Below are 17,854 nucleotides of genomic sequence, written 5' to 3'. Positions count from 1 at the left end.
ATTTAATTAAAAAGTTTATTAGTCGCCAATTCTGTGTTAGGCGCCGGAAAAATATAGTTTTGAGCAATTGTAGGCACGCTTGGTGTCTGTATACTGGCATCCCCTTTAGCGGGCAACTCTTTTAAGTGGCGCAGGAGATCATGTCCGCGCAATCCCTCCCCGAGTAACTCAATACGCCGTTCTTTGCCAATTGCTTCCAAGATGGCCGTTTTGCTGGTCAGGGACGCACCTGGGAATACAAAACTTGCATCTGACCGCTGGTGGACTGCGGTTAAAAGCGCCCCGGCAATCGAGAGCTGTTCAACCTGTGCTGCAGCCTCAGCATAGTTTAATAAGACCTCAGCGTAACGGATTACCGGAATATAGTCAACATAGGGTGAGGCCTTGGCGTACTTTTTTAAATATTGTTTGCCCCCATTCGCTTGAAGGAGGCCACGCCGTTTGTCTACCGGATCCCATTGGGCGTCGTTTAAAATACCGGTGGGATTAAGATAATACTCTTTATTGACATTATAAACATAACCTATCGCAGACTGCCCCGAAAGCGCATCCGTTGTGCTCATGGGCATACTTAGAATAGATTCAGTCGTGGTATAATTACTTCCAAAGATAGCGGTAATATCTGCCTGCAATTCATGCGCAACGCCCTGTTGCGCTTTAAATGGAGCGGCCTGCTGCGGGACGATCTTTTTCGCTTCCTCCAGTACCTTTTGGTAGTTATTGATCGTCAGATACACCCTGGTTTTGAAAGCCCGGGCCGTATTTTTATGTGCCCGTGTCGTATTGAGCAGCGCAGTGGAATAATTTTCCGGCAAATCCTTTTCGGCCGCATCCAGGTCGCTCAAGATCTGTGTGTATACCTGGGCAACAGTACTCCGGGCCAGGTCATTGTTATTACCGTCGACTTCAGCCTTCAACCGCAGCGGTAAGCCCGGTGAAGCACCCTGATCTTTGTTATAGGGCTGTGCAAATACTGTCACCAGACTAAAATAGGACACTGCACGCAGCAACTTTGCTTCAGCGATATAGGCTTTAGCCAGATCCTGGCTGATGACTGCAGTACCTGGGCTAAGCGCATCAATCAGGATATTTGCGCCATTAATAGTCGTGTATGCAGCAGACCACAGGTTGTTGATGTCATTGGATCCCGAACTGTAGGAATTGTTCCAACTTTCATATGCTGTATAGCTGTTGGCCGTGACATTGATAAAATCCTCCCCTCGGACATCCTGGTAAAGGAGATAACGTCCACCATATAAACTGGCCGCTTTCAAGTTCTTATAAATACCATTGACCACACCTTCAATCCGGGCAGGGGTATCAAATACGTTTTTATCCGATATGGATGTGGTCGGAACCGGGAACAATCCGTCCTCCTTTTTACAAGAGTTCAGCGTGGACACCAATAATAATGCGCTGACCAGGCAGCTATATCCTTTTGCTTTAATTTTCATGTTTACAACTATTTAGAATGAGACATTTAAACCTGCCGTCCAGGTACGGCCCTGCCCGATGGAATTCTTTTCGATGCCAATCGAGGTATTGGAATTTCCGTTCGAAGAAGACTCCGGGTCGGTACCCGAATACCCCGTTATCAGGAAAAGATTCGACGCTTGACCATAAATACGGATACTGGAAAGACCGATTGTATTAAACAGGCTACCACGGAACGTGTAGCCAAGTGTAAGCTGTTGCAAACGTAAAAAATCAGCTTTCTCGGCATTTTGGTCAATGGAAAATCCGGCAGAACCATTAGATATCACATCGTTATAGACCAATCGCGGAACATCCGTCTGTTGTCCAGCCGTGGTCCATCGGTTGAGCACCTCGACTGAATTGTTGTAAAAACGCTGATCCAGCAGCGTACCCCTTGTACCATTCATTACCTTATTCCCGCCAGCAAAGGTGAAATTGACCGCCGCATCAAAAGATTTATAACGGAAGGAATTATTAAAACCGCCATACCAGGTCGGCAATGCCGTCCCCAGCACCTGATAATCCGCTACCGTGATCGGGCTGGCAACACGGCCGTCAAGATAAGTCCAATTACTCTGCCCTGAAGCTACGGCGGCACTATATTGTACCCGCTCACCATTTTTATTGATAAATACCCGCTGACCATTTTCCGGGTTTACCCCATCGGTGACAGCACCATACAGACTGCCCACAGCATAGCCTACCCGAGTAATGTTATTGGCTTCTGTTGTCGTATGCGTGTACCCGATAATATCCGCATTTCCTTCAGACAGGGATGTTACCTTATTTTTTACATGCGTGAAATTAAAGGATGAATTCCATGTAAAATTTCCTTTTCGAAGGATGTCGCCGCTGATGGCAAACTCGATACCCCGGTTATACATGCTGCCGACATTTTTGAGGATGCTATTGCCCGGAATACCTTTTGATGGCGACTGTGGCACATCTAGAATAAGGCCATTCACATTGTTCCTAAAGTAATCGATATCCACATGCAGACGCTTCTGCGCTAGATCCAGGCTCAACCCAAAATTGGTCTGTTCGGAAGTCTCCCAGCCTAGATCCGGATTACCTGCCTGGGAAATGCTCCATGTGGGCACCGTGCCATAGAGCGATGAGCTATACAGGTTGAGCGATTCATAAGCCGAGAGATTGCCATTGCCCACTTTACCCCAGCTCCCCCGGAAGCGTAAGTCGCCCAGCACATTTGCGAGGCGGCTATTTTTAAAGAAGTCCTCTTCAAAAACAGACCAGCCCAAGGACAGCCCTCCAAAATCACCGTACTTATTGTTGGCACCCAAGGCCGAATTGCCATCTCTTCTAAAATTAGCGGTCAGGAAATAGCGTTTGCCATAATTGTAGGTGGCGCGCACAAATGTAGAACGGTAGAAACGTTCGGAAATACTCCCTCCCGCCCCGGAAAGCGTAGTCCAATTGCCCTGAAAATTTTCAAAAAACGGATCCGATGCATTATTTTGCGATGCATTCCAGCTATCGTTGTCATATTTTTGGATATCGTAGCCCAGTAAAAGGGATAGCGCATGCTTTTCAGACAACACTTGATCATAACTCAAGCTATTTGTAAAGTTCCAATTATTGCGTAGACTGCTCACATTATTTACCGATCCACCATTCGTATATCCCGATGAGCCCAGATTAGGGCTTAGATACGTCTTGGTGGTGGACAGATTGCGGTCGACAGCATAAGTGGTTGTGAATTTTAAATTTTTTAGCAAGTTGACCGAAGCATGCACATTGCCCAGGATATGGTCATTCCCGGTAGTATATTTACTATAGGCAAAAAGTGCTTCGGGATTGTATAATGTATTGGTAAATAAGTTGGCTCCCGGTCCCAGTAACCCCGTACTACTTAAATTGTAGGTACCATCATCCTTATAGGCCGAAACATTTGGCGGTAGTACAAGTGCCAGCCGTGCGCCACCGATCAACAGCAACTGGCTGCTAGGCAGTGAACCCGAATTTTTGGCATCATTGAAAGTGTTGTTGTAGGTCAGGTTACTCCCTACAGAAAACCAATCGTTTACCTTATGTTCGATATTAAAGCGCAGGCCTTTGCGGTCAAAGCTATTTTTTGCAAAAAAACCTTCTTGATCCGAATAATTTCCCGAAAAATAGTACTGCGTGTTTGCATTGGCCCCACTCACTGAGAGACTATGGTTGTGGCTATATCCCGTGTTATAGACATGATCGTACCAGCTAGTTTCCACCAGATTGCCATTTGCACCGTACTGCGGAAAGAAAAGTTCACTGGCCACCTTGTCGTTATTTGCATTGCCCGACAAAATCTTGTTGTTCAGGACAGCTTCATTTTTGATCGCTATATACTGGCTGGCATTCAACAATTTGGGTAATCGTGCTGCTGTCACGGCCGATCCCCATACGTCATAGCTGACTTTTGCACGTCCCTGTTTTCCCTTTTTGGTTGTCACAATTAGCACACCTGCTGCAGCCCTCGAACCATAGATGGAAGTCGAAGCCGCATCTTTTAAGACGTCAATGGATTCGATATCCGACGGATTGATATCAGCGAGCGGGTTGTTGGCCACGTTGGACGAACCGATATTGCCGGTATTAACGGGAATACCGTCTATGACGATCAAGGGGTATGAACTGAGGGATATCGAATTCAGTCCCCGTACCCGTATGACCGGAGGATTATTGAGCAGGCCATTCGGCAGGGAAATACTTACTCCTGCAGCCTTGCCGGCCAGAGCCTGGTCAAAACTTTGTACCGGAACATCCTTGATTGCATCAGCAGCGATACTGGCAGCCGCACCTGTGAAATCTTTGCGTTTCTGTGTACCATAGCCCACGACGACAACTTCTTCCAGTGCCCGGTCCTCTCGGACCAGACGTACGGTGTCCCCCTGCTCCTGGATCAGTGCTATTTGTTCTTTATAACCGACGGAGGATACGACGACGCGTGCCGGTAGCTTTTGTCCGGTCACGAAAGCAAAGTTGCCCTTTCTGTCTGTCGTCACTGCATGCGTAACACCATAGAGCTTGACCGTGGCACCTTCAATGGCCTGTCCATTCTCGGCGTCAATAACCAGTCCTCTGAAGGAGGCATTGATAATTGTCTTTGGGGAATCCTGTGCATATGTGTAAAATGGCATTTCAGCCAGACCTGCCAATAATAGATAGGCAGAATAATGCAGTATTCTTCTCTTTTTCATAGGTGGAATAGAATAATTAAAAAAATAGATGTGCAGGCCATAAATCTATTTATAGCCGAGACAGCAACAATAAATAGCTTATCGCTCTTGTTGTCTGGAAAATTGGAGAAAAAGTACTAGCAACACATTCGTTGCGCAGAGAACGCTACATGTGTATCTGAGAAAAGTTGTTTACTTACGTTGAAAGGATGGTTTAGATAATGCTGTTTCATTTTTACTTTGTTTAGATAATGATTAGATCGTCGCCAACGCCAATTGAAACTACGATAATACAAATGTAAGAATAAAAACAAATAATGTATACTAATTTAGTAGATTTTTTTTCTACTTATTAGTCAAAGTCTTTTTGGTTATCGAACAGCGACTGCAGTTAAGAACTTTCAGTCGCTGACAAAAACGATGCATTAAACCCTCTGATCGCGATAAGATTAAGAATAGCGGCCTCATCGCGTCTTTTGGATCTAAACGTGATCGTACATAGTTTATCCTGCAAATCTGCTGAAATGTATTTTAAATCAGCAATATGCCGACTCAGATAGTTTATGATCTCAGTACGTTTGGTCAGCACCTGGGCCGAAACAGAAAAGGTAAGTAGGTAATATTTCATATTCCACGGAATTTTTGATCCATTGCAAAATCCATAGCTGCACGCTGGTTTTTCCGATCACCCTAGACGAACTATTTATTTGCAGCAGTAAATATAAAAACTTTTGACCAATAAACAAAAATAGTCAGGAGTAAAAAGATAAATTAATTCTACGTCGCTGATGTAAATGATAGGCAACATGCTCTGAAAAGAGCATGCAATTTCCGCCGACCAATCCTAACAGGGTTTAAAGTCTTTCCCCACATCCATGGATGTCGCAGCAAAAAGGGCTGAAGTAAATATTAATAATTTATTAATATTCGTAACACGCTCAGGTATAATTGCCTACTTACATTTGGTTTTTGCATAACTACCATGGCTAATTGTGAATTTATAACACTTACAGATCAGGAACTGATGGGCCTGGTCCAACTCGAGGACAATAAAGCAGCCTTTTCCGAACTCTATAACCGCTATTGGGAGCCATTGATCAATCTTGCAGGTAAGAGGACACGCTCACTATCTATGGCCGAAGAAATCGTTCAAGACGTCTTTGTGGATTTTTACTTGCGAAGAAAAGAAATCCAGGTTAAACATTCCCTTGCAGCCTATTTAAAAACGGCCATAAAATTTCAGGTATTTAAAACCTATCGGGCGCAAAAAATCCAGGATAAATATATCGAAACCGTATCCTACAGCGGGTATACCGCTCCTATTCAGCCCGATAATATACTCGAGGCCAAACAAATCCATGCCGAGATTTTTCAGATCACCGAAAAAATGCCGGCCACCTGCAAAGAGGTCTTTCTATTGAGCCGTTTCGAAAAACGCTCCAATCAGGATATTGCCGACCAATTGAACATTTCTGTAGCGATGGTCCGCAAGCACATTACCAAATCCATGAATATCATGCGCTCTGAAATCAAAGAGCATCAAATGGATATTTTCTATCTGGTGCTGCTGCTATATATGCAAAAAAATTAAGCAAAATTATTTTTTTTTAAATTCCTGTTCCCGCTTTCCAATACTTAGGGTACTAGTTAGTATAAAGCAAAGGAAATGGACGATCAAAATCAACAGATACTAGATATACTCGCTAAATACGAAGCAGGAACAATAACCGAAGATGAGCTTCAGCTGCTTGAAGATTGGTACGCTTCATTTGAAGCCAATCCGGATCTCATCGAACATTTAAGTTCCGAAGAACGCGCGGTCAGAAAAATACAACTGCAGGAGAAGATCTTCGATCAGATTGATCGGGAGACATCCTCAACGGCAGAAATGCCAAAAAAGCGATTTTTTCTAAATCCGAGCAATAGGTTATGGCAAGCAGCTGCCTCCTTAGCTCTCCTTTGTGCGGTTTCATTATACATCTTCAAGAAGCAGTCCGACAAGCTGCCCGTCAGCGCAAAAGAACAAAGCAATACGATTAGCCCCGGAACGGATCAAGCTACCTTAACTCTCGGCAATGGTGAAAAGATTCTACTGGATAACTCCAAAAACGGAGAGCTCACTGCCGAAGGAAACATTCATATCAACAAGCTAAAACCGGGCAATCTGGTTTATACGGCGGGTAAGAAGGTCAGCAAGGTATATTCCAATACACTTTCTACCCCGCGTGGCGGCAGGTACCAGTTAACCTTAGCTGACGGCACCCAGGTCTGGTTGAATGCCCAATCTTCGATCACCTACCCTTCAGCCTTCCGTGGCTCTTCACGGGAAGTGACCATCACCGGCGAAGTATACTTTGAGGTAGCACACAACGCTGCCATGCCTTTCCGGGTGAAGTCCGAAAATCAACGGATCGAAGTACTGGGCACACACTTTAACGTCAATACTTACAACGCTAAATCCATCGCCAAAACAACCCTTATAAGCGGTTCTATCGCCCTGACCAATATACATCAACGCATCATCCTTAAGCCCGGTGAACAGGGTATTGTAGCCGGCCGGTCCATGTCCGTAAAAAATGTGGATCCGGCTGAAGTAATCGCTTGGAAAGAGGGGTATTTTGATTTTACGGATGCGGATATTGGCAGTGTTATCGACGAACTGGGCCGTTGGTATAATGTTGACATCCACTATAAGGGCACCGCAACACAAGAAACCTTTACAGGGAGAATACCACGCTCCTGGCCTTTTGAAAAAGTATTGAATCTATTAAAAACGTTTAAAAGCATTCAGGTAGAAATGCAAGGAAGGAGGCTTATTGTAGAAACAAAATAATACACAACCTGATGCCCTATTCCAAAAAAAAGCCAATAGTGGTCGTAACACTACTGGCCGATAGCCGGAATAGGCAAATGAATTTCTCGATCCGATTTAACACATATTTCAGCTTAACAAATGTATAAAAAAAATACAAAAATAGTATTGAAAATGAAGCTCACCACCTTCATGACAGCTTTTGGCATGCTACAGATCAGCCTAGGGGCGGTAGGACAAAACATCAGTCTCTCCGAAAAGAACAGCTCCCTGGCCAAAGTATTCAAAAAAATAAGTACGCAGACAGGCTATGGATTTTTAGTCGAGGGCAGCCTGCTTAAAATGTCCAGACCGGTCACGATAGAAACCAGAAACACCGATATCAATACGGTATTGGCAGCCATCTTCAAAAACCAGCCCCTGACCTTTGTGCTACGGGACCAATCCGTGCTTGTTTCGGCAAAAAAGACAGCCCCCAGCCCCCTTTCACTATCCTGGGACGCAACGAACATGGCGGCGCAACAACGGGGAACGGTCACTGGAAGAATTACAAACGAAAATGGTGAAGCGCTCGCAGATGCCAGTATCAGCGTGCTCCAGACGGGCCAGTCCTTAAAAAGTAAAGCCGATGGAAGCTATACGTTGAACATCCCTGCCGGAACTTATACCATTGAGGTCAGTTACATTTCCCATCAGACAAAAAGGATCACTGACATCGTTGTCCATGCCGGGAAGCAGACCAGCCTCAGCATCGTTTTAAAAGATGCCGTAAAAAGTCTGGAGCAGGTGGTCGTCACCGGAAGTTATAAACAGGAAAGTATTGCTTCGCTCTATGCCAAACAAAAGAATGAAGCGACGATCTCCAACGGCATCAGCCGCGAGCAAATCGCCGTTCTACCAGACAAAAATGTAGGCGAAACCCTCAAGCGCATCGCGGGTGTCAGCACCAATGACAACCGCCGGGTCGTGATCCGCGGTATTGCCGAACGCTACAACCTTGCCATGATGGATGGTGCTACCCTCCCCAGTACCGACGTGCAGGTCCGGGACTTCGAATTTGATATCGTACCGAGCAACCTGATCGACAATGTCATTATCCACAAGACCGCATCGCCAGACCTGAGCTTTGGCTTTGGCGGTGGACTGGTCAAGATCAACACCCTGGCCATTCCATTGAAAAACTTTACTTCCTTTTCGGTGGGCAGCAAGTATATCAATGGATCAACGGGAAAAGATTTCCTGGGCTATGGCCGTGGCAGCTGGGACTACCTGGCCTTTGACGATGGCACACGGGGCAAGTTCCCGCGGGATCTGACCGTATTCAACGGCATCAATTATGATCCTGCCAACCCTTATAAACCTGTACCCGAAGGTGTGACGCCTTTTACCCCCGAAATGATCGCGGCACAGAACAAACGCATTGGTGGATTGGAACGTCTTGGTACACGAAAATATACCGCACTACCTGGACAAAACTATCAGTTCAGCCTGGGACGGAACTACAATACCATGAAAGGCATCTTTGGTTTTGTAGGCTCGCTCAGTTATCGCAATGAACAGTCTATTGATCACATCTCCAATTTCGAACGGGGCAACTGGCAAAAAACAGACGGGGCCACCTACGATATAAACACCGGAAAAGAAATCAACCCGACAATCTCCACACAGTATAATTTTAATTCGAGCTTAAGCGGATTGGTCAATTTAGGCTGGAACAGCAAAAATCATAAAATAACCTCCCGCAACTTTTATTCCCGCATGTTCAACAATCAGTTTTCCGTAATCGAAGGTTGGGGAAACGATATTGGGTATGGCTCGAGACCGGCTATCCGGGAGTACGACCGCCCCAAATTTATCGATATGCTCCAGAACAGGCTGGATGGGGAACATCGTTTCGGCAATTTTAAAGTGGAATGGAATATCGCCCGCAACCGGCTAAACAACCTGGAGAAAGATGCGACCGAGGCCTGGCTCGAACCCAGAGGCACCCTGAATGACACCCTATACAATGTCGTCCCTTCGCATTATGCCAATGCCGGTGACGGGACATTTACACGCTCCGAATACCATTATACGGAGACCAACAGCATTGCTGAGGCTGCATTGAGCTATCAGACGAACTGGCTGGGGCAAAAGCAGGCCCTGAAAGGCGGCTATCAGTTTATGGATCGGCATGGATTGTTCGAATGGGTCTCCCTGCCCATCGTTTCGGTCGGTGCAAATACCTTTTCCCCCGTCAATACCTGGTCGAAGTACCTTGAATTTAAAGATCCCTTACATGGGATGTTCTATTATCCTGCCGCCTTCTCCATCAGTGCCTATGAAGGGAAAAATATCAACCAGGCAGTCTATACCATGCTAGACAACCGCTTCAACTCCTGGATCAGATTGGTCTGGGGATTGCGTGCCGAATACTTCAAGTATAAAAGCCTGCAAAACGGCGACAACGACCTACAGATGGATGCACGCACCATTGCTATGCGCAAGCAGCGCTTTGTCGATCCCAAAACCGGCAAACTGGTGGGCATGACGGCAGATCCCGAGACCGAAGAGAAAACCTGGCGCTACCTGCCCTCGGCGAGCCTGACATTGACACCCGTACAGGATTTCAATATCCGCATGGCCTATTCGCAGTCGGTAGTCCGCCCCGCATTGATCGAAAACTCCAGGATGGTACGCCAGGATCCCGCACTGGGCGGAGCTTACCGCAGGAATGAAGGTGTACTGTCTACCGTCATAGACCATTATGACATGCGTTTGGAATGGTATCCTTCCCTCGCGGAAGTCATCTCCATCGGATTTTTCTATAAATATTTTCAGAACCCGATCGAATTGTACCGGCAGATGATGGACTCCTCACACCGTATCTATGTCACGACGAACAACTCCGAATGGGCCAAAGTAAAAGGACTGGAGTTTGATATCCGTAAAAACCTAGGATTTATACTTCCGGGCTCCCTGCTGGAGGATTTCAATTTCAGCGGAAACATCACGCTTCAAAGCTCCGAAGTACAATCGGCCGAATTCAGGGCCAAGGGCATCGACACGGATAAGTATGGAAATACCTTTGAATATCGGGAAAAACAGTTTCTGAAAAGCAAGCGCCCGCTCTATGGACAGATACCCGTCGTATACAATGCGGCCTTGCAGTATGCCGGAGACCGCTTAGGTGCCAACGTAGCCTTCAACCATATGGGCTACAAAACCTTTATGACGGCCATGAGCGAAGACTTTATCGAATACGAGCGTCCCCGGAATCAGCTGGACGCACAGCTGAGCTACAAATTATTGAAAAATAAAAATCTGGACCTCAAACTGAACCTGAGCAATCTGCTGAATAGCCCCTTCCGTTTTTATGTGAACAGGCCTGAAACCTACAAGATACAGGACCGATGGAAAGGCCTGTCAAACTCCGAATGGCCGACCCAGGAGTGGGATGAGATCTACGAGTGGAAATTCGGGTTTTCACAAAAATATGAGGAAGGTTACTACGAAACCTCAGCAGACGGAACCAAAAAGATGCGCATAGGCGACAAAGAAACTTTTAACCGCAAAGTGGGCAGTTCCTTTAGCCTATCCATTGGATATACATTTTAAATCAGCCAATATGAAAACGAAAATAATCCTATCAGCCACAGCGATCAGCCTTTTTCTGCTCTTCACCTTCCTGTCGTGCAATAAAGGCGGAGACGAGCTTTTGTATCATTCCAATATACATCTGATCAATTTAAGCGGTTATAATAACAGCAATGAGGAACTTATTCTCCAATTGGACACCTTTTCCCCTACGGTGACGCCAGCGTTCAGCAAAATTGCTTTTGGAGCCACCTATAATTTCAATGACCCGGGCAAACAGCACTTAAAATTTATCATGAAGTCCAAAGCGACCGATAAAATCCTGCTCGAACGGGAAATCAGGGCCAACGATACGACAGCTGAGACAAACCTCAATGTAATCTATATGGACGGAAAGGTAGGCGATTTCCCCGCGATTCCTGAACCCGTGGAGGGCAAGGTCCAACTGATCTATATGTTCCAGTCCAATATTTTAAATTACCGTGAACCGGTGGATATTGTATTCAAGAAATACTACTTTCTTCCCAAAGTGTTTGAAGAGGTCATCCGCATCAAAAATTTAAAACCCAATGAGTTCTCACAGCCCATATCTTTTACCCCCTTTCCCTTGGGCGTACAGGATTATAATGAGCAGAAAACACCGGTGCTGTTTCGGGCCCATATTTATAAAGCCGGTACAGACATCCCCTATACAGCTGGAACGTCCTATGAATTCAACCCGCTTACCTCGGTTGCTCCGGTACCCTCACCCACAAAGGCCGCTTCCAAGTTGTTTATCATTAACGAAGCTCCGGTGAATAATATCATACAGTTTAATAAGGTTTTAGAATTATAATTTATGAAAAATCTATTGACAAAGACATTTTTCCTATCCATTGCGCTGCTGCTGCTTGGAAGCCCCGTATTTTTCAGCGCCTGCAACAAAGAGACCCCTGAGGTCGAACGTGCGATGCATATTCTGATCAATGGCTACAATGGCGGTGATCATCCTTTGGTCGTGGCGATTGATACCACCGTATTTGATCATAAAGAGGGAGCATTTATTATCAAGCCCCAGAGCAATATCCATTTTACAACGGCCTTTAGCTACAAGGTACCAAAAAAACGGCTGGTTACTTTGACCGATACAGTGACCAAGAAAGTAGTTTATAGCGCTGAATTGCCTGAAAACACCATCAAAGTAAATTTCAACTACCTCTATTTTGACGGAAAGGTACAGGAGCTAACCCCGCCCGCTGCCGACCCCAATGTCAATAAATTGGGCTTTTACATTTATGATAAAAGCATAGATTTCCCGATTGATATTTCTTTACAAAAAGTCAATGCAACTTCGGGCGATGTACGTAAAGAGTACATTGCAAAAAATGTGCTTCCCGGAAGATGGTTCTATGTCGATTATCTGCCGCTCAAGGACTTTGACAAAAACGTCGATCTAATGAGTGCTACAGTCCATTTCACAAAGGCCAATACAGATGAATGGGCTTTTGAAGGCGACGAGACAAAAAGTAAATTACCTGCAGGTGGATTCTTTTTCCCAAAATTGAACGATAAGGGAAAGGTTCAGCCTTATTTTATTGCACCTAAAGTACCGAATCAAACCTTCAGCCGGCTTTTCTTCTATTTGGATTAACGGGATTCACAATTAATTATTGGCAGGAATGCGCTCCTGTCTGGGCGCGCATTCCTGCCAATACTTTTTTCAGCTTAAAAACGAAAATACGGCAACTCTTTGGAAACTCAGGGCACAGCAATGGCACGGTAGCCACATCACTTCCTTGAGGAGTACCTTAAAAAACGATATATTCCAGGCTGCAGTTTGCCTGCCTCTCTTTACCAGTGGGCCTTGATCAGGCTGATAGGAGCCCTAAATGAAGTCTTCATCCAGCTGAAGAGCGCTGATCGGGCTTTGTTAAATTTACGCAGCTAATTGATTTATTTACTGATTATGCGCCCTATTTTTTGCCCTCCGACAGGTCTAAGTTTTCACAAATACCGTTGATACCCTGTTTGTCCTCACCGATTAAAAGCGTAACTTAACGCCCTGTTCGAATACCAATTTAAAAAAGTCATGTGACTACCTCTGCTCACTAATTGGTAAAAAAATAGGTGTATAAAAAATGATCATAAAAATCTATCGGCCCCAGAGCCTCCTGTTGAAGCGTTATATTGAGTGTTTCTATATCCTGGAAAAATCCGCAAACGAGAGGCCCGTCACTTATTTTACCTTCCCCGGTATTTATAGCATTGTTACCATCAGTGCGCAGACCAGCACTTTTGTCACGCAAGACAAAATAATCACAAAACATTGTCCCAATGCATCCATAGAAACCAACCTTGTATGCGATTTTAACGAGCCGGTGCTGATTAGCTACGACGGGAAAATAAATGAAATCACAACATACTTCAAGCCCCTCGGCTTAAATGCTTTTATACCACATGACCTGCGACATTACAGCAGCGGAACATTTCCCGATTTCAATCCCCACGACGATTATAAAGAGGCTATGGCGGCCATTCTTTCCATCAGGGATCATCAGGAGCGTATCAAGGCCCTGGAAGCCTATTGGATCTCAAAACTACGCCCTTTTGCCGATCCTTTGCTGGAACATGTGCTCCGCGAAATGCTCGATGCTGGCAACCTCAATCAATCCATGACCAAATTATCGCATCAAATCGGGCGGTCACGGACAACGATAAATAAGCATTTTGATCAGCATATCTGTAAAAGTCCGTCCCAATTCAAAAAAATAGTCCGGTTCCGGGCGGCCATCCAAAGCCATCTTGACGATAAAAACAACATCGGCCAGTCCTATCATGTCGACTATTTTGACCAGTCACACATGATCCGGGATTTCAAAAAATTAACAGGCTTTACACCAAAAGTTTTCTTTTCCAGAATAGCGGCCCTTGAGCGGAACGAGATCAAGTGGATTTTTATTTAACGGGTTTACAAAAATACAATGACCGCATTTTTTTTTATGGTAACATTGCTGCATCATTCATTTATGCAACAATATGATGAAGTTTATTCTATTGATCTTCCTGTGTCCGGTTCTAGTTTTCGGCCAGCAGAGCACAGCGGCAAAACTGGCCAATTACATGCAGGCGCAGTCCACTATCAATCAGTTTAGTGGAACCGTCTTTGTCTCAAAAGACGGTATCCCTTTACTCAAAAAAGCCTATGGCATGGCAGATTACGAATGGAATATCAGCAATACCGTAGACAGCAAATTTCAGCTGGCCTCAGTGACCAAACAATTTACCGCCACAGCGATCCTACAACTGGTCGATCGGGGCCAATTATCCCTCGATGATAAACTCAGTAAATTTTTCCCTGATTATCCCAAATCCGACAGTGTCAGTATCCATATGCTCCTATCGCATAGTTCGGGAATGGCCATGGGTTTCAAAGAAATCGTTTTGTCCACTATCAGCAGTGATTCCGCCTATGCGGCCATCAAACAGATTCCCTATGCATTTTCACCCGGCACAAATACTGCCTACAGCAACATCGGTTATTATTTGTTGGCCCGGATCATTGAAAAAGTTTCAGGCGACAGCTATGCTGCTTTTCTAAAGAAAAATATATTTGAAAATGTCGGAATGAAGCATACGGGCGTCAGCAGCAATGATGCGATCGTGTCCAAAAAGGCCAAGGTCTATCGCCGTGCCCCAGATGGCTTTATCCATAATCCCTATATCAACTGGAACATCAATCTGGGCCATGATGGCGTTTATTCGACTGTCGAAGATCTGGCATTGTGGGACAAAGCGCTTTATGGCAGCACGATCCTGTCCGCTGAAATGAAGACAAAAATGTTTACACCCCATAACGCCGAAAACTGGGGCTATGGCTTTATCATCAACCCCTTTTATAACCATGGGCATCAATTGATTGCGCACGACGGTGGCTTTTTCGGCACCATGAGTTCCTTTAACCGCTTTACGGATGACAAACTTTTTATCACCGTCCTTTCCAATAATGAATCGCAGTCTCATATAATCGCTTATGGGCTTTCGGCCATTGCATTTGGAAAAGAGGTAGAACTTCCCTACCGGCATCATCGCGTACGGTCAGATACCGCGTTATACAAAAACTATGTGGGCCAATACGATGCGATTCAGATCCTAGAGGTGGATGGCAAACTGTATTATAATGATATGGAAAGGGAACTTATCCCCGAGTCCGGTACAAAATTTTTCAGATCAGACGATAACGACAGAACAGTTGAATTTGTGCGGGACAGAACAGGTGTCTACAATGCGATTATTTTAACAAAAGGCGGCGTGAAAGAAATTTTCAAAAGAAACAGGTCACAGGACAATAAAAAACGTCCCGCCAGATAATGCATAGCCCCAGAAAGTTAGCCACTTTCCGGGGGGCAGTCCATAGCGGGACATTTTCAGGAGAACTCCTTTGCTTTTTCAGGTTCCGGTGGTGGTGGGCAGTAAGCTGCCCGCTTCGAAGACCAAAAGCGGCATAAAGACCTATTTTTTCGAAAAGCCTGCCATGATATTCTTTGTTTTTAAGCTCTGAATTTTCACGGCTTCCGGTGCATCCGAGTTTAGCAGCTGCGTGCAGGCCTCCCCGATCGCAGTCCGCTGATAAGACAGCGGGAACCAGCTCAGTGCCTCAAGCGCCGTGACCCGGATATCCGACGAATTGCCCTTGTCAAGAGCTGTCGAGATCAATGTCGGCACCATCCGGTGGTAACGGTACAGTCGCATGGTACGGATTTCATTCATTCGCTCTTTTTCCTTTTCGTCTTTGTTTAAGATACTTTTTTCCAGCTTCTGTGTAGCACGCTCACCGGAAGCGACAATCTGCTCAAGCTTTTCGGCCAAAAGCTGGCCATTGCTCAAATTAGGGTTACGCCTGATCTGCCGATCTATTTCCTGTCTGGCCAATGTAGGATCCACAAAACTCAGCGAGGTACGCAGACGGTATCCCACACGTTCCGAATGCGGATCACTGACATACAGCTGGATCATGTCCTTCACAAAATCGTTGCCGCCAAACTCCGCCAGGTCATACACTGCCGAACGGCGGATAAACTCATACGAATCTGATTTCGCGGCATGCAATACCTCAAAATAATCCGGATTTTCCAATTGTCGTAACTGGATAAACGCCTGAGTACGTACCGTTTCAAAGGCCGACTGAAAGTAATACTGTTTTAACAAAGGGCTCAGCTCCTTTTCGGGCAATAGCCGTGAGAGGTAAACCAGAGCCAGCGCTTGCAGGTCAGCATCATTTTCTTTCAGCAGCGTCTTCCAGTAGCTGACACGCCCGTCATGTGTACCTATAGCCGTATTGATTTTCAGCCTTTCCCCGGCATCTCCCGCGAAATGATACGTCGGATCGCCCAGGATATGTGTCTCCAGATACGCCATATGCTTCATCCAGTTTCCTACCCGCACCCCGTGTTGCAGCAAGCCCATCAGCTCTCCGGGCCACAGATCCTGCAGTACGCCGACAGAATTTGCGACAGCAGCAATATTGTCGTTATCTGAAAAAGGATAATAGCCTGCCAAATAACTGGGCAGATGAAAAGAGCCTGTCAGACAGGAGTTCAAATACACCAGCGGTGCTTTGATATGCCCATCCTTGATATCATGGATCTGCATATCCATATCTTCGTTATAGAGCGAGTCTGCGGCAATGCTTTTAGGGTCAAAAGCATCCAGCATCCACTTATCATTTACCCCGAGTGATTCCATAAAGGATTTTTTTACCGCTTCCACATCCCGGCCATCCTCTTTCGCAGCGCGGAGCTTCGAACGCAGATACCGGGCCACATTTTCCATCGACGGCTGCGGATTGGATGCCAGAGGATAGCCGTTGAGCAGTTGCAGTGTCGCCGTTCCATGGCCGGTCATATAAGCAAAATCCAGTCCCTCCCGCTTCAGTTCATTCAGTAGGTTGAATTTAATAAAGGTATCCGAACGGAAATTGATAAACTTAACTGAATTTCCTGGGAGAAATAAGGCCGGCATCTGCGAGCGCAGTGCCAGCGCGTCACCAATGGTCGAATTGACCGAATTGGAGTTGTAACCATGACCTGTAGAGACCACCATATCCCTTAACGGCCTGGCCTGCGTTTTCTGCTGGACGACTTTTTTCAGATAGGCCTTGATTTTGACAATCGGGTCTTCGCCCTTTTCCACAGGCGGTTTAATGCGCGCCGAGTAGATATCCATCTGGATATATTGTGGCGAATTGGCATTCAGGCCATAGTAAAAATAATTGCTGCGCGACTTGGCTGTATCCTGCCTGATAAAATCAAACTGCAGGTCAAAATCATCGTAGAAACGGTCCGATGGTACCGAAGACTTATCCCAACGAATATTTTGAGACATCTTGAATGCAGAAGTCAGAAACTGTGCATCCCGGAGCATGGGAACAGGGATGTCACCGATCAAGACAGTCCCCTCCAAGGGCTGCTTTTTTTGATACAGACTTTTCAGTACCGTACGGATTTCATCAGGTTTATTCCAATGATGTGAAATTATATAGGTTCCCAGCCCGTCTTTTTCCACGGCTGCACGATAGGCGTCGATCTCCGCCTTTGCCTGATCATAAGTATGCTGGTCCACAATGATCGCAAAGGTGGTCGGACTCTTCACCCCTGGCTCCTGTATCGATTGCGCATAGAGCTGTGAACCAGCTAATAAGCTCAGCGCAAGGGTCAATGTTGTATATGTAAAATGCTTCATAGTATGATGAATAAAATACGCATAAAAATGCATACAAATGTACATGATCTTTATTTAAAACGATTAAAAATAAATTATTTTATGTCGAATATTGTTA

The 17,854-nt window shown here is 45.5% G+C and carries 11 protein-coding genes; 7 read left to right on the top strand and 4 right to left on the bottom strand.

Features of this window, described 5'->3' with window-relative positions:
• Window positions 1-2 precede the first annotated feature (2 nt).
• The 3 genes from B4G94_RS00840 to B4G94_RS00830 form a co-directional block, all read right to left on the bottom strand.
• Window positions 3-1,454 (bottom strand): RagB/SusD family nutrient uptake outer membrane protein, encoded by a 1,452-nt coding sequence (locus B4G94_RS00840; protein ID WP_286856565.1) that lies wholly within the window; start codon window positions 1,452-1,454, stop codon window positions 3-5.
• 12 nt (window positions 1,455-1,466) lie between these two features.
• Entirely contained in the window at window positions 1,467-4,673 is a 3,207-nt protein-coding gene (locus tag B4G94_RS00835) for a SusC/RagA family TonB-linked outer membrane protein (protein ID WP_286856564.1), read from the bottom strand.
• 370 nt (window positions 4,674-5,043) lie between these two features.
• Window positions 5,044-5,280, bottom strand: a complete 237-nt coding sequence (locus B4G94_RS00830) for a hypothetical protein (RefSeq protein ID WP_165307624.1) — start codon at window positions 5,278-5,280, stop codon at window positions 5,044-5,046.
• A gap of 354 nt (window positions 5,281-5,634) precedes the next feature.
• Here B4G94_RS00830 and B4G94_RS00825 point away from each other — a divergent pair, with 354 nt between their 5' ends.
• The 7 genes from B4G94_RS00825 (at window position 5,635) to B4G94_RS00795 (ending at window position 15,387) form a co-directional block, all read left to right on the top strand.
• Window positions 5,635-6,243, top strand: coding sequence for an RNA polymerase sigma factor (locus B4G94_RS00825; protein WP_286856563.1), 609 nt, complete (start codon window positions 5,635-5,637; stop codon window positions 6,241-6,243).
• 75 nt (window positions 6,244-6,318) lie between these two features.
• Entirely contained in the window at window positions 6,319-7,485 is a 1,167-nt protein-coding gene (locus B4G94_RS00820; RefSeq protein ID WP_286856562.1) for a FecR family protein, read from the top strand.
• Window positions 7,486-7,638: 153 nt separating this feature from the next.
• Window positions 7,639-11,061: a TonB-dependent receptor gene (locus B4G94_RS00815; protein ID WP_286856561.1), complete on the top strand. Its 3,423-nt coding sequence runs from the start codon at window positions 7,639-7,641 to the stop codon at window positions 11,059-11,061.
• 10 nt (window positions 11,062-11,071) lie between these two features.
• Window positions 11,072-11,875 carry a hypothetical protein gene (locus B4G94_RS00810; protein ID WP_286856560.1) on the top strand — a complete coding sequence of 268 codons (804 nt, stop codon included), beginning with the start codon at window positions 11,072-11,074 and terminating at the stop codon, window positions 11,873-11,875.
• Window positions 11,876-11,878: 3 nt separating this feature from the next.
• Complete coding sequence (locus B4G94_RS00805) at window positions 11,879-12,670, top strand: hypothetical protein (RefSeq protein ID WP_286856559.1); 792 nt, start codon at window positions 11,879-11,881, stop codon at window positions 12,668-12,670.
• A gap of 487 nt (window positions 12,671-13,157) precedes the next feature.
• Window positions 13,158-13,982, top strand: a complete 825-nt coding sequence (locus tag B4G94_RS00800; protein ID WP_286856558.1) for a helix-turn-helix domain-containing protein — start codon at window positions 13,158-13,160, stop codon at window positions 13,980-13,982.
• A gap of 73 nt (window positions 13,983-14,055) precedes the next feature.
• Window positions 14,056-15,387 (top strand): serine hydrolase domain-containing protein, encoded by a 1,332-nt coding sequence (locus tag B4G94_RS00795; protein ID WP_286856557.1) that lies wholly within the window; start codon window positions 14,056-14,058, stop codon window positions 15,385-15,387.
• 141 nt (window positions 15,388-15,528) lie between these two features.
• On the opposite strand, the gene B4G94_RS00790 is transcribed toward B4G94_RS00795, so the two are convergent.
• Window positions 15,529-17,757 carry a HEAT repeat domain-containing protein gene (locus B4G94_RS00790; protein ID WP_108633556.1) on the bottom strand — a complete coding sequence of 743 codons (2,229 nt, stop codon included), beginning with the start codon at window positions 17,755-17,757 and terminating at the stop codon, window positions 15,529-15,531.
• Window positions 17,758-17,854: the final 97 nt, after the last annotated feature.

This window comes from Sphingobacterium sp. UBA7625 (genome assembly GCF_002484085.1).
Lineage (GTDB): Bacteria > Bacteroidota > Bacteroidia > Sphingobacteriales > Sphingobacteriaceae > Sphingobacterium > Sphingobacterium athyrii.
Note: the sequence above shows the minus strand (reverse complement) of the source record. Positions and strands in the feature narration are given on the sequence as shown.